This is a genomic window from Kribbella sp. NBC_01510 (assembly GCF_045040325.1).
Classification (GTDB): domain Bacteria; phylum Actinomycetota; class Actinomycetes; order Propionibacteriales; family Kribbellaceae; genus Kribbella.
Genome location: NZ_CP109418.1, coordinates 1,500,333 through 1,513,399 on the forward strand (window position 1 = coordinate 1,500,333; position 13,067 = coordinate 1,513,399).

Sequence of the window (13,067 nt, forward strand, 5' to 3'; positions counted from 1 at the left end):
GTGACCGTCGACCAGAGACCCGCCGAGCTGCAGCGGACGACCTTGCGGGTGCTGGTGGCGAGCAATGTGCTCGGTGGCGTCGCGGTGGCGAGCGGGTTCGCGGTCGCCGGGTTGCTGGCCGAGAACATCTCCGGCTCGACGTCGATGGCCGGACTGGTCGCCACGTCGACCACACTGGGCGCCGCGATCCTCGCCGTACCCTTGGCTCGGCTCGCGCGGTCGCGTGGCCGGCGGGTGTCGTTGACAGTCGGTTATCTGCTCGCCACGATCGGTGCGGTGCTCAGCATCGTCGCCGCACAGGTGGACTCGCTCGCACTGCTCCTGGTCGCCGGCTGCCTGTTCGGCAGCGGTTCAGCGTCCAACCTGCAGTCCCGGTACGCCGCTACCGACTCAGCCGACCCGACACGCGTCGCCCGGTCGCTGTCGCTGGTCGTCTGGGCCACCACGATCGGTGTGGTCGTCGGACCCAACCTGACCGGTGTCGGCGGCTCGGTGGGCACGTCGATCGGGATCATGGCGCTCGCCGGCCCGTATGCCTTCTCCGTGGTCGCCTTCGGGCTCAGTCTGACCACGGTGTGGTTCGGACTGCGTCGGCTGCACCAATCCACACCCCAACACAAACTGGAGCGGCAGCCGCTGGCGCCCACCTTCCGGCGTGTGATGGCGATCCCTCATGCCCGCCTCGGACTGCTCTCGATCGCAGTCGCGCACGCGGTCATGGTCGGGGTCATGTCGATGACGTCCGTCCATCTAAGGCACCACGGAGCCTCGCTGATGATCGTCGGCTTCGTCATCAGCGGCCACGTGGCCGGCATGTACGCGCTGTCCCCAGTCATGGGCTGGCTGGCGGACCGCCTCGGCCGGATCCCCACTATCGGCATCGGCCTGGCAATCCTCGCCATGGCCATGACGGTGGCCGCACTGGCTCCCGACGGCGCACATGGCCTGACCGCTGCCGCCCTGGCCCTTCTAGGGCTCGGTTGGTCGGCCTGCCTGGTCGCGGGTTCCACACTGCTCTCCCGCTCGGTTCCAGCAGACATCCGCACCTCGGCCCAAGGCCTGTCCGACCTGATGATGGGCGCACTCGCCTCCATCGCCGGCATCGCCGCCGGCCCGATCCTCGCCCACTTCGGCTTCCACTGGCTCGCCATCCTCTGCGGCCTGTTGCTTATCCCCATCGCCCTCCTCGCCGCCGCCACGAGCAGGCCGCTGCCGGCGGCAACTAAGGTCTAGCGCTGTGAGCATTGCGGAGGGCGGGATCCCGAGTCCCAACATCTGGGAGCACCCGAAGGTGTACGAGGTCGAGAACCGGGCGGTGGATCCGGACGGCGTGATCGAGCCGGCCATGCGGGCGATCCGGGACTGGGCCGGACTGACGGTGCTCGACATCGGCTGCGGGACCGGCTTCCACCTGCCGCGGTTCGCGGAGACCGCGGCCCGGGTCATCGGGGTCGAGCCGCATGGTGCGCTGGCCGATGCGGCCAGGCGTCGTACGCGCGGATTGCCGAACGTCGAGGTGCGACCGGGCACGGCGCAGCGGTTGCCCGTGCCGGACTCCTCGATCGACGTGATGCACGCGCGCTGGGCGTACTTCTTCGGGCCGGGGTGCGAGCCCGGACTTGCAGAACTGGACCGGGTGATGCGGCGGGGCGGGACCGCGTTCGTGATCGACAACGACGCGAGCCGATCGACGTTCGGTGGCTGGTTCGGTGCGGCGTACCCGATGATCAAGCCTGCGGCCGTGGAGAAGTTCTTCACCGAGCGCGGGTGGACGCGGACACCGCTGGACATGGGCTGGCGGTTCGAGCGGCGGGAGGACCTCGAGGCGGTGATCCGGATCGAGTTCAAGCCGGCCGACGCGGATCGCATCGTCGCGTCCCACTCCGGCGTCGAGGTCGACTACGCGATCAACCTCTGGAGCAAGACCTTCTGAACGTCTTCTGAAACGACACCCGGGACCGGCTGCGGGCGGACCTCCGGGGCCCATAGGGTTGACGAACCACTCGACGGGTCTTCTGGGGAGGCTCCAGCCAGGGATGGACGGACTGCTGCTCGACCGCGTGCCGGGGTTGCCGGATCGACTTCGGATCGACGTAGGTCAGCAGCGAGCCGTGGTGATGCCCGCCGCGATGGACCGCCGTCGGCTGGCCGACCTAGTGACCGGTGCCGAGGATCCGCCGGACGGCGCGGTGGTGAAGATCGGCGGCGCGGTCCGGCTGGTGCCCGCCGAGGGTGGCCTGCTTCCGCACCTGACTGTCCTCGACAACGTGATCCACGGGCACACTGTCGCGCATCCGGTCACCAAGCAGGCCGCGAAGGAACAGAGTCTGGTCAAAGCCGGCCGGTGCGGACTCGCGGACGTGCTCGACCGCTACCCGCACGAGATCACCCCAGGCCGTCGCCGGCTGGCCGGTGTGGCCCGAGCACTCGGCGCGTACCCGCGGGTGATCCTGCTGGAGGACGCGAACGGCCTACCAACCTGGGGATCCCTACTGCGCATCGAACACAACCCGGACCTCTCGTCCGCGGCGATCCTGCTCATCACAACCAGTTCAGCGCGTACGGCGGGTTTCCTCGATGCGGAGTAGTCGCCGAGCGTTCCTGGGAGCCGCCGCGACGCTAGTGGTCGCGGGCTGTTCGAGCGATGTGCTCGGACTGCGCCGTAGCGTGCGGGTCGCCGTGAGCTGGAGCGGTCAGGAGCTACGTGCCTTCCACAAGGTGCTCGACGGTCTCGGCCGGCTGGACTATCCCGTGGAGGTCGTACCGCTCGGCGACGACATCTCCACGGCGTTCGGCGCCCGGTCCACACGCCGGCCGGACATCGTGATGCTGCCGCAACCCGGTCTGGTCCCCCGTCATCTCCACGACCTCGAGCCGATCCCCGACGACCTCGCCGACCTCGGCCGGGCCCGCTTGTGGAAAGAGCAGTTGGTGCACGACGGAACGACGTACGGCGTGCCCTTCAAGACAGCGCACAAGTCGGCGGTCTGGTATCGGCCGTCGGTGTTCCAGCAGGTCGGCGTACAACCTCCGCGACTGTGGGCGGACTGGCTGGACCTCAACCGGACCTTGACGCAGGCCGGGGTCACGCCGTTGTCCTTGGCTGCTGGTGATGGCTGGGTGCTGACCGACTTCTTGGAGAACGTGCTGCTGGGCATAGCGCCGGCTGTCTATGCAGGACTCGCGACGGCTGCTGATCCACGTCCGTCCCGGCAGCCGCAGTTCGCCGCTGCACTGCGGTTGCTGGGGACGATGTGGTCGGCTCCTGGTGCGCTGGCCGGTGGAGTGAAGCGCTCGCTCGTGCAGCAGTTCCCAGATGCGGTTGTGGAGGTGTTCGGACACCGCAGAGCAGCCATGATGCTCGCATCCGACTTCGCCGAGCCGGTCGTACGGTCGTTTGCCGCAGACCCGGACGACATCGGTGTCTTCACCTTCCCACCCCTGGAACCCGGCGCGGCTGCGCCCGTGGTCGTCGGTGGGGACGTCATGGTGCTGCCGAAGCCGACCACCGAGGACGCGCGCGATCTGGTCCGGCGGCTGGCCGCTCCAACCGCCACGGACCCGTGGATCAAGGAGGGCGGGTTCCTGGTCGACGGACAGGTGTCGGGCTACTCCCCCGAGCTCACCCGGCTGGCCGAACAGCTGACCCGTCCGGGCGAGCAATTGCAGTTCGACCTGTCCGACCTGCTCGGACGGCTCGGTGACATCAACGGACTGTGGCGTGTCCTCACCGACTTCCTGACTCAGATCGGTGGCCGCGGGGCTGCCGTCGTACCCGAGGCTGTCGACGCGGCGATGAGCGAACTGCGGGAGGCGGAGGGCTGATGGGCCTGCAGACGAACGGCCTGTCGCTCGAGGTCGTCGGCCGGGAGGTGAGCGGCCGGCCGGTACCGGGAAAGCCGCGCCGGCCGGCCGGACCGTACCTGCTGGGCTTGCCGGCGCTCCTGCTGAGCTGTCTGCTGCTGATACCGATCGGGGTGACGGTGGTCGCGGCGTTCCGGACGCCGGGCGGCCTCGGTTTCGGCAACTTCGCGGTGATGGGCGACCCCGGCGCATTGCGTGCCGTGGGCAACAGTCTGCTCTGGGTGCTGGTCGCCTTCGGACTCGTCGCGGTCGGTTTCTTCCTTGCCCTGTTGAGTTATCGGCTGCCCGCACTGACGTCGTTCCTGCAGCCTGCACTGGTGATCCCGTTCGCGGTGTCGGTGCTGGTGTCCGGTGCGACGTTCCGGCTGATCTTCGACCCGACGCCGGAGCGTGGGACCATCACAGCGGTCTGGACGCGACTGTTCGGGTCGAGTCCGGTGTGGCTGGGCCCCGGTCTGTTCTGGCTCGTGCTGGTGTCCGCCTTCGGCTGGACCTGGCTCGGGTACGTCGTGTCGCTGTTCCGCGCCGGTCTGGACGCGATCCCCGACGACGTGACCCGGACCGTCGCTGCCGAAGGAGTGACCGGGTGGCGGCGGCTACGGGCGCTGGAGATCCCGATGCTGCGGCCGATCACCGGTGTGGTCACGCTGACCCTGGTGATCGCGGCAGTCCGGGTGTTCGACCTGGTGCTGATCGTCGTACCGGGTTCGATGCAGCGGTCCGCGGATGTGCTCGGTCTGAACTGGTGGCGTGCGACCACGACTGGCGACGACTCCGGACGTACGGCGGCCCTCGGTGTGGTGCTGTTCGCCATCGTGGCCGCGGTCGGCGTGATCGGCGTCCGTGGACTGCGGCGGCGTCGGTGGGCCATGCCCGTCACGGTCGTGCCGCCTGACCCGTCGCTGGGTCGACCGAAGCCGAGCAAGCGGGTACGACGGATCGGGTGGTCGGTCGGGTTCGCAGTGAGCCTGGTGTGGATCTTCCCCGCGGTGGTGCTCGTCGCAACTGCGCTGCACTCACCGCGGGAGGCCGGGCTGCGAGGTTGGTGGTCCCTTTCGGGACTGGGGTTCTCATCGTTCGCGGCGGCTGCGAATATCGGGCTGTTCCGGGCTCTGCTGTCCACAGTGCTCATCGCCGGTGCAGCCACGGTTGTCCTGCTGGTGATCGCCGTACCGACGGCTTATCTGGTCGCATGGGGCGGCTTGCCGCAGTGGCTGGGCCGCGTGGTGACGTCTGCGTTTGTAGTGCTGGCAGTGACTCCTGTGCAGATGTATGCCGCTCCGCTCCGGGATGCGATCGGTGGTGGCGGGTTGGCGGGATCGCGGATCGCACTGGCGCTTGTGCATGCGGCCGCGGGTCTGCCGTTCGCTGTGCTGTTGCTGCGGTCTGCTTTCGCATCGGCTCCACCGGCGTTGGTGTCTGAGGCACTGCAGGGTCCTGCGCGGCAGAGCGCCGTACTCGCGACTGTGCAGCGGACGTATCGACCCGCACTGGTCGCTGTCGCGGTGCTGGAGTTTGCACTGGTGTGGAACGACTTCATCGTCGGCTTCCTGATCAGTGGCCCTGGTACGACGCCGTTGTCGCTGGTGTTGTGGGGTGAGGCGCGGCAGTTCTCGGCGTCGAGTGGAACCGTGGCCGCTGCAGCTGTGGTCGCGTCTGTCGTGCCGGCTGTGCTGATGTTGTCGTTCTGGCAGACCGTGGTGCGCGGGCTGACCGCTGGGAGCAGGCCATGAGCGCTGACGAGGATGGCGGGCCTTCTCCTGAGGAGAAGCCGCCGCGCACGGGGCGACGCGGACGTGTCTTCGGGATCAGTGGACTCGCATCCGGCCTGCTGACCGGGCTCCTGACCGACGGGTGGTCGCAGAGCTTCAGTGCGACCGGCTGGGTGCGCATCGTCGGCGTCGCCGTGGCCGTCATCCTCTTGCTGATCTGGGCGATCTACAACGCGCCGGCCGCACTCCAGGCCTATCGACGCCGGCGGTACGGCGTTCACGCGCCGATCGCCGCGCCCGAGCTTCATGCGGCGGCCGAAGAGGCCGAGCAGTGGATGATCGCACTCGGGTCCGATGCCGGTGGGATGGCCGCGGCCGAGTGGTACTCGATGAACGAACCGCAACTGCGCGAGGTACTGCTCACGGAGAAGCCGCGCGACGAGACGGCCGATGACCTGGCCCGGATCTGCGACGCGCTCGAGGTCTGGTACCTCCGCCGCTCGGAGCCGGGTGCATTGCTGGAGTTGAGTGAGTTCCTGAGCGCTGTCGCGGACGCATGTGGACGCCGCGACCTGGCGGAACTCGCCGCCGCCCGCGCTGCAACGGCGTACCGGCTGATGGGCGATCTGGAAGCAGCGAGCACTCGGCTGGGCGTCTCGGACAATGTGGCGACGCATACTCGGACCGCGGCCGCTCTGACGACTCGCAGACAGGTCGAGCGGGCACTCCTCCACTTGGCCCGAGCCGAATTGGCGCCAGCGGGCAACGACCGCGACGAGGCCGTACTGAATGCCCGGGACCGGTTGGACGACGCGCGGCTGAGCCGCCCGGGTCCCGACCTTGCCGCCGAGGTCGCGATCTACATCAACCGCGCGATCGTGCAGCTGTATCAGCAGGACCCGGAGGGCGCGCTGGATCAGCTTCGGCCGGCCGTGGCCCGCGCGACGGCGGCGGGCGACATCAGCGGTCAGGCGCATGCCCTCGAGCTCACTGGCGTGGCGGCGTGGATGCAGCGCAGTCCGCACGAGGCGAAGCGCTGGTGGCAGCACGCCGAACACCTCTACGCCGAGGTCGACGAACGCGAAGGCCGCGCGCGTTGTCTTCAGCACCTGGGCTCGGCGGAGGTTGCGGCCGGCCGGCTGCGCTCCGCGCGTGAGTTGCTCGAGCAGAGTGCGCTGTTGCGGACGTCGGAGAGCGAGATCCTGGCGAGATACCTCGAAGCCGCACGGGAGATCGCCTCCCCGCCGGTGATCGCCGAAGACGCCGGCCACCGCGTCGCCGTCAGCCGGCTCACCCGCAGCCTCGAGCGCATCCGCAACCACTTCGCCCGTTGACGGGATTTGTCGGCGGTTTCGCTTAGGTTGTTGGGCATGGCGAAGACGGCGGGGCAGACCAAGAGCAAGGCAACGTCGTTCGCATGTTCGGAGTGTGGCTGGACGACGGCGCGCTGGATCGGGCGGTGCGGTGAATGCCAGGCGTGGGGCACGGTCGCCGAGGTCGGAGCGCCCAAGGCCGCCCGGATCACCGCTGGTCCGGTGTCGTCGCCCGCGATGCCGATCGCCAAGGTGTCCGCGATCGAGGCCGAGTCCCGTCCGACCGGCATCGCCGAGCTCGACCGGGTCCTCGGCGGCGGCGTCGTACCAGGGGCGGTGATCCTGCTCGCGGGTGAGCCCGGCGTCGGGAAGTCGACGCTGTTGCTCGAGGTCGCGGCGCAGTCAGCCCGGCGCGGTCAACGCACGCTCTACGTCTCGGGTGAGGAGTCGGCCGCGCAGGTGCGGCTGCGCGCCGGGCGGACCGACGCACTCGTCGACGAGCTGTATCTCGCGGCCGAGACCGACCTCGGCGCGGTGGTCGGGCAGGTCGACGCCGTGGACCCGTCGTTCCTGGTGATCGACTCGGTGCAGACCATGGCACATCCGGAGGTCGACGGCGCGCCCGGTGGGGTGACGCAGGTCCGCGAGGTCACCGGCGCGCTGGTGCGGCTGGCCAAGGAGCGGCACATCGCCGTCGTACTGGTCGGGCACGTGACCAAGGACGGCGCGATCGCGGGGCCGCGGATGCTCGAGCACCTGGTCGACGTCGTGCTCGCGTTCGACGGCGACCGGCACTCCGGGTTCCGGATGGTGCGAGCGACCAAGAACCGATTCGGGCCGTCGGACGAGGTCGGGTGCTTCGACATGGTCGACACCGGGATCGTAGAGGTGTCGGACCCGACCGGGCTGTTCGTCTCCGAGCACGCCGAGCCGGTCGCCGGCACGTGCGTGACGGTGATGATGGAGGGCCGCCGGCCGCTGCTCGCCGAGGTCCAGGCGCTGGTCGGGCCGTCGGCCGCTCCCCAGCCGCGCCGGACCACGTCGGGGCTGGAGTCGTCCCGGGTCGCGATGGTCCTCGCCGTACTCGGCAATCGGGCCGGCCTCAAGCTGACCGATCAAGAGGTGTACGTCGCCACCGTCGGCGGCGTGAAGATCACCGAGCCGGTCGCGGACCTGGCTGTCGCGATCGCGGTCGCGTCGTCAGTGATGGACCGTCCGATCCATCCCGGCCTGATCGCGATCGGCGAGGTCGGCCTGGCCGGTGAGGTCCGCCGGGTCGGCGGCCTCGAGAAGCGCCTGGCCGAAGCCGCCCGGCTGGGCTTCACCAAGGCGATCGTGCCCGCCGACGTCCCCAACCGCGGCAAGGACCTGAAGCCGATGGACATGCAGGCCAAGTACGGTCTGCGCGTCTTCGCCGCCCCCGACCTCCCCTCGGCCCTGATGGCCGCCGGCCTCGCCTGATCTCGTCACCCCACCCTCCCGGCCACCCGGGTCGATGGTCGTGACGTTCACCGCCGGGCCTGGGGTGCTGTGACGGACGCAGGGCCGAGCGCCCGCTCGAGCCGGTCGAGGTCGTCGGCCAGCGCGTGCAGCCAGCTCCAGCCGTCGACGATCCGCAGCGTCGCGTCCTGCGCCCCGGACAGTGTCGGGGTGCCGGAGTCGTCGAGCCGTCGGCTCAGGGCAGCGCCTGCGCGGGCGGGAGGGGGGTCGCCTACGGCGATGGCGGCGGCCGCGGTCGCGTAGTCGGCGCTGACCTCACCCGCCGCGCCCTCCAGGGCTCCTGCGGCGTCCATCGGCGGATACGGCCCGCCGGCGTGACGGGCCTGCAGCACGGACGAGTAGTCGGCGAGCCGGTGCACGACCGACAGCACGATCAGCCAGTCCGGGCCGGGGTCGCCGGACGGCTCGGTGCGGAACTGCACGTACGCCTGATCGAAGAACGCCGCCAGTCGGTTGAGGTCGGGCGGGGTCCCCGAGGAGACACCACCGGTCAGCCGCATGACGGTGTCCCGGATGACGCGCGCACCCGCGTGCAGGCCGGCCGCGGCCGCCCGCCGGACCTCCCCGCCGCCTCCACGAGGCCACACCGCCGCACCGATGAGCGCGCCGACGAGGCCGCCGACGACGACGTCAGCGAGCCTGACTTCGGCCAACCGCCAGTTCGCCGGCGCGACCTGCGCGAACAGCAACGCAACGACGACGGTGAAGCAGGCCTGGCCGGCCGCGACACCGAACAGGGGGCCCGCCACGAACCCCACCATCATCACCAGCGGCAACGCCCAGGCCAACACGTCGACATCGGGACCGACGAGGGCGAGCAGGCCGGCCGCGACAAGCGCACCGCCGACCGTTCCGACGAAGCCGCGCAGAAAGACGGCTCGGTCCGCCACCGCCGACGTGCGCATCAGACTCAGGGTCGCCAGCAGGACCCAGAAGCCGTGCGAGAGGTCCAGCACGCCGGCGACGACCCGGGCGGCGGCCAGGCCGACGGCGAGGCGCACCGCGTTCTGCAGATACACCGAGCGCGGTGTGAGATTCGCGCGGACGCGTTGCCACACCAGCTCCGCGGGCCGGGCGTGCAGGAACCACAGTTGCTGCGGCGTCGTGGCGGGATCGGGTGCCGGCGCCCTCAGGAAGCCGCCTCCGGCGAGCACCGCAGTACGGGCGCTCTCGGCTACCGCCATCCCCGCGAGCCCGGCCCGGAGGTTCGCCGGGGTCCCCGCCTGATTGGCAAGGCGCCGGCCCCGCTCGGCGACGTACCTCTCCAGCGCGCCGTCGACGCCGGTGGTGGCGATCGGGCTCGGGCTGCCGGCTCGCAGCGCCGCGGCGAGGGCGGCGAAGGCGTCGCCGGACGCGGCGACGAGATCGGCGGTACCGGGATGCCTGGTGCGCTGCGAGTCGGTCAGCAGGTCGGCGAGGTCGGCCAGGCGGCCCGCGGCCACCCGGGTCGCGGCGCTGGCGGCGAGCAGCGCACGGTCGCGGATGCCCGGGCCGAGGGGCCGTTGCGCCGGCGGGATGTCCGACAGCCGCAACCGGGCTACGGCGTCGAGTGCAGCGCGGCGGGCGGCGAGCTCCGGGCCGATGGCCGCCGCCGGGCTCTGAAGCACCGGTCGCAGCGCCATCGCGTACGCGGCAACGGCGTCCGCCGCTTCGAGCAGCCGCTCACCGTGTGGTCGTGGAGCGGCTGCGGGCCAGACCAGCCGGTCGGCGAGTGTGAGCAACAGACCGCCCACCAGCAGGCCGACGAGCCGCTGGTCGAGGGTGTCCGGAGCGAACGGCGGGAAGCACGGCAGCACATAGAACAGCTGCAACCCGTTGGCCACCCCGGCGACCCGAGGGCCGCCCACTCCCGCGTAGGCCACGGTGAACCCGACGACGAGCATCCCCGCGGCGGCGACCGCGGTACTCACCGCCGCCAGGGTTCCCGCAGTGATGAGCACGGCGCCGATGGCGACTGCGGCGAGGTAGGTCCATGTCCGCGTCGACGGCGCGCCCTGCACGTCCGACAGCCCCCCGAGTGCGACCGCCGTGAAGAGGGCGTACACCGCCGTCGTCGGGTCTCCGACGACGTACTGCAAGGGGTAGAACCCCAGACAGGCGGCGACGGTCACCTGAACGGCCCGGCGTACCGCGGCCCGGCCGCCGTCGTCGAGCCGCCTGATGCGCCCGACGGTGGCGGCTGTCGACCCCCGGACGTCCGCCGTCATGTCATCCGGCTCCGTCCCTACCGAAGGTGCGGTTCTCGGTGGCCGACGGAACGGGCGTAGGTCTGCCCATCCCCCGAACTACCTTACGCTGCAATGCCTGCGCAGAGATCACACCGAACTGCGGGTGTGGGGTGAGACGGGGATCTACAGAGGGTCGATGGGGAACGTACTCTGGGGGCGCCCCGCCGGGTTCAGTGGCGAACCCGGGAACCCGCCGGCACCCCCCGCCGGATGACTGCAGGAGCACGAGATGAGCGGATCCAGAGTTGTCGCGCTCGGCCACTACCAACCCGAGCGGGTGCTCACCAACGCCGAGCTCGCCACCATGGTCGAGACCAACGACGAGTGGATCCAGAGCCGGGTCGGGATCCGGGAGCGCCGCATCGCGGCACCGGACGAATCGGTCGACGAGATGGCGTGGCGGGCCGCCGACAAGGCCGTCGCCAATGCCGGGATCGACAGCTCCGAGATCGACTACGTCGTCGTCGCGACCTGTACGGCGATCGACCGGTCACCGAACATCGCCGCCCGGGTCGCCGCGCGGCTCGGCCTCGGCAACCCGGCCGCGATCGATCTGAACACCGCATGCTCGGGCTTCACCTACGCGCTGGCGACCGCCGATCAGGCGATCCGGGCCGGCGCCGCTTCGAAGGCCCTGGTCATCGGCGTGGAGAAGCTGAGCGACTGGACGGACTGGACCGACCGCACCACCTGCGTGCTGATCGGCGACGGCGCCGGCGCGGCCGTGGTGGTCGCGAGTGAGGAGCCCGAGGTCGGTCCGGTGGTGTGGGGCTCGGTGCCGGAGATGTCGGACGCGGTCCGGATCGAGGGCCGCGACGGCCCGTTCCAGCAGGAAGGACTCAGCGTCTTCCGCTGGGCCACCACGCAACTGCCGGAGATCGCGCAGCAGGTGTGCGAGAAGGCCGGCCTGAAGCCCGAGGAACTCGGCGGCGTGGTTCTGCACCAGGCCAACCTGCGCATCATCGAGCCACTGGCCAAGCGGCTCGGCGCGGTCAACGCGGTGGTCGCCAAGGATGTGGTCGAGTCCGGCAACACGTCGGCCGCGAGCATCCCGATCGCGCTGTCGAAACTGGTCGAGAAGCGCGAGATCCCGTCCGGCGCGCCGGTGCTGTTGTTCGGGTTCGGCGGCGGTCTCTCGTATGCCGGTCAGGTCATCCGCTGCCCCTGACGCCACAGGCGCCGTCGCCGCGAGGGCTTGATTCACGCGGCAAACCACAACTGCACGGTCCGGATGCACGAGCGGCTGCACGCGCACGGGCAACCGCGACCGGCAGCGCACCCCGCGAGCGGACGCCCACCGGGGACTTCGGCTCCATCGCGTCCGCGTAACCGCATAGACTCAGGTTCCGTGGCTCCGAATTCCGACAAGAACAGCACCGGCGCCCGGATGCGCGCGACCCTCGCGGCGGTGGCACCCGGGACCGAACTGCGCGAAGGCCTGGAACGGATCCTGCGCGGGCGTACCGGCGCCCTGCTCGTCCTGGGCCACGACAAGACCGTCGACTCGATCTCGACCGGCGGCTTCGAGATCGAGGTCGAGTTCTCCGCGACCGGACTGCGTGAGCTGAGCAAGATGGACGGCGCGATCATCCTCGACCGCGACGTGAGCCGGCTGCTCCGCGCCGCCGTACACCTGATGCCGGACCCGTCGATCCACACCGAGGAGACCGGCACCCGGCACCGCACCGCCGACCGGGTCGCGCGGCAGACCGGGTTCCCGGTCATCTCGGTGTCGCAGTCGATGCACATCATCGCGCTGTACGTCGACGACCAGCGCTACGTCCTCGAGGACTCCGGCGCGATCCTGTCCCGCGCCAACCAGGCCCTCGCGACGCTCGAGCGGTACAAGCTCCGCCTCGACGAGGTGTCCGCCACGCTGTCCGCGCTGGAGATCGAGGACCTGGTCACGGTTCGCGACGTGGCCGCGGTCGCGCAGCGGCTGGAGATGGTCCGGCGGATCGCCACCGAGATCGACGGGTACGTCGTCGAGCTCGGCACCGACGGCCGGTTGCTCACCCTGCAGCTCAACGAGCTCGTCGCCGGGGTCGCCGGTGAACGCGAACTGGTCGTCCGCGACTACCTGCCACCGGCCACCGGTCGCAAGCCCAAGACGGCGGACGACGTCCTGCTCGAGCTGGACGCGGTCAGCCCGACCGACCTGCTCGACATCGGCCAGGTCGCCCGGGCCCTGCAGCTCGGCGGCGCCGAGCAGCTCGACGCCGCGGTCACACCGCGCGGCTACCGGCTGCTGGCCAAGGTGCCGCGCCTGCCGGGTGCGGTGATCGACCGGCTGATCGACCACTTCGGCCACCTGCAGAAGTTGCTCGCGGCAAGCATCGACGACCTGCAGACGGTCGAGGGCGTCGGCGAGAACCGGGCCCGCACCGTCCGCGAGGGGCTCTCCCGGCTGGCCGAGTCGAGCATCCTCGAGCGGTACGTCTGACCCCGGC

10 protein-coding genes are annotated in these 13,067 nt (G+C 70.5%); 9 read left to right on the forward strand and 1 reads right to left on the reverse strand.

Annotated features, from left to right (window positions below; genetic code table 11):
• From OG558_RS07425 to radA, 7 genes are all read left to right on the forward strand, one after another.
• The gene (locus OG558_RS07425; RefSeq protein WP_405069539.1) at positions 1-1,233 is read left to right on the forward strand and encodes an MFS transporter; all 1,233 of its coding nucleotides are present in this window, start codon (positions 1-3) and stop codon (positions 1,231-1,233) included.
• Between the two features lie 4 nt (positions 1,234-1,237).
• Positions 1,238-1,933 (forward strand): class I SAM-dependent methyltransferase, encoded by a 696-nt coding sequence (locus OG558_RS07430; RefSeq protein WP_405069540.1) that lies wholly within the window; start codon positions 1,238-1,240, stop codon positions 1,931-1,933.
• A gap of 103 nt (positions 1,934-2,036) precedes the next feature.
• Complete coding sequence (locus OG558_RS07435) at positions 2,037-2,588, forward strand: hypothetical protein (RefSeq protein WP_405069541.1); 552 nt, start codon at positions 2,037-2,039, stop codon at positions 2,586-2,588.
• A complete protein-coding gene (locus OG558_RS07440) occupies positions 2,578-3,825 on the forward strand; it encodes an ABC transporter substrate-binding protein (protein WP_405069542.1) in 1,248 nt (415 codons plus the stop codon). Before OG558_RS07435 ends, OG558_RS07440 begins: the two co-directional genes overlap by 11 nt.
• On the forward strand, positions 3,825-5,597 hold the full coding sequence (locus OG558_RS07445; RefSeq protein WP_405069543.1) for an ABC transporter permease subunit: 1,773 nt from the start codon (positions 3,825-3,827) through the stop codon (positions 5,595-5,597). The genes OG558_RS07440 and OG558_RS07445 overlap by 1 nt, the downstream gene beginning before the upstream one ends.
• Positions 5,594-6,910 carry a hypothetical protein gene (locus OG558_RS07450; RefSeq protein ID WP_405069544.1) on the forward strand — a complete coding sequence of 439 codons (1,317 nt, stop codon included), beginning with the start codon at positions 5,594-5,596 and terminating at the stop codon, positions 6,908-6,910. Before OG558_RS07445 ends, OG558_RS07450 begins: the two co-directional genes overlap by 4 nt.
• Positions 6,911-6,946: 36 nt before the next feature.
• Positions 6,947-8,350 carry a DNA repair protein RadA gene (gene radA, locus OG558_RS07455; protein WP_329482422.1) on the forward strand — a complete coding sequence of 468 codons (1,404 nt, stop codon included), beginning with the start codon at positions 6,947-6,949 and terminating at the stop codon, positions 8,348-8,350.
• A 47-nt stretch (positions 8,351-8,397) separates the two neighbouring features.
• Here radA and OG558_RS07460 read toward each other — a convergent pair whose 3' ends face one another.
• Entirely contained in the window at positions 8,398-10,596 is a 2,199-nt protein-coding gene (locus OG558_RS07460; RefSeq protein WP_405069545.1) for an FUSC family protein, read from the reverse strand.
• 250 nt (positions 10,597-10,846) lie between these two features.
• Between OG558_RS07460 and OG558_RS07465 the strand changes: the two genes are divergently transcribed.
• Both OG558_RS07465 and disA read left to right on the forward strand, forming a co-directional pair.
• Complete coding sequence (locus tag OG558_RS07465) at positions 10,847-11,785, forward strand: beta-ketoacyl-ACP synthase III (RefSeq protein ID WP_405069546.1); 939 nt, start codon at positions 10,847-10,849, stop codon at positions 11,783-11,785.
• Positions 11,786-12,004: 219 nt separating this feature from the next.
• On the forward strand, positions 12,005-13,060 hold the full coding sequence (disA, locus tag OG558_RS07470) for a DNA integrity scanning diadenylate cyclase DisA (RefSeq protein ID WP_328526919.1): 1,056 nt from the start codon (positions 12,005-12,007) through the stop codon (positions 13,058-13,060).
• Positions 13,061-13,067 lie beyond the last annotated feature (7 nt).

Excerpts from the sequence above, each read along its gene's own strand:
- disA (WP_328526919.1), top strand. The coding sequence starts at position 12,005 with ATGCGCGCGACCCTCGCGGCGGTGGCACCCGGGACCGAACTGCGCGAA.
- OG558_RS07445 (WP_405069543.1), top strand. The coding sequence starts at position 3,825 with ATGGGCCTGCAGACGAACGGCCTGTCGCTCGAGGTCGTCGGCCGGGAG.
- OG558_RS07450 (WP_405069544.1), top strand. The coding sequence starts at position 5,594 with ATGAGCGCTGACGAGGATGGCGGGCCTTCTCCTGAGGAGAAGCCGCCG.
- radA (WP_329482422.1), top strand. The coding sequence starts at position 6,947 with ATGGCGAAGACGGCGGGGCAGACCAAGAGCAAGGCAACGTCGTTCGCA.
- OG558_RS07435 (WP_405069541.1), top strand. The coding sequence starts at position 2,037 with ATGGACGGACTGCTGCTCGACCGCGTGCCGGGGTTGCCGGATCGACTT.
- OG558_RS07460 (WP_405069545.1), bottom strand. The coding sequence starts at position 10,596 with ATGACGGCGGACGTCCGGGGGTCGACAGCCGCCACCGTCGGGCGCATC.
- OG558_RS07440 (WP_405069542.1), top strand. The coding sequence starts at position 2,578 with ATGCGGAGTAGTCGCCGAGCGTTCCTGGGAGCCGCCGCGACGCTAGTG.
- OG558_RS07465 (WP_405069546.1), top strand. The coding sequence starts at position 10,847 with ATGAGCGGATCCAGAGTTGTCGCGCTCGGCCACTACCAACCCGAGCGG.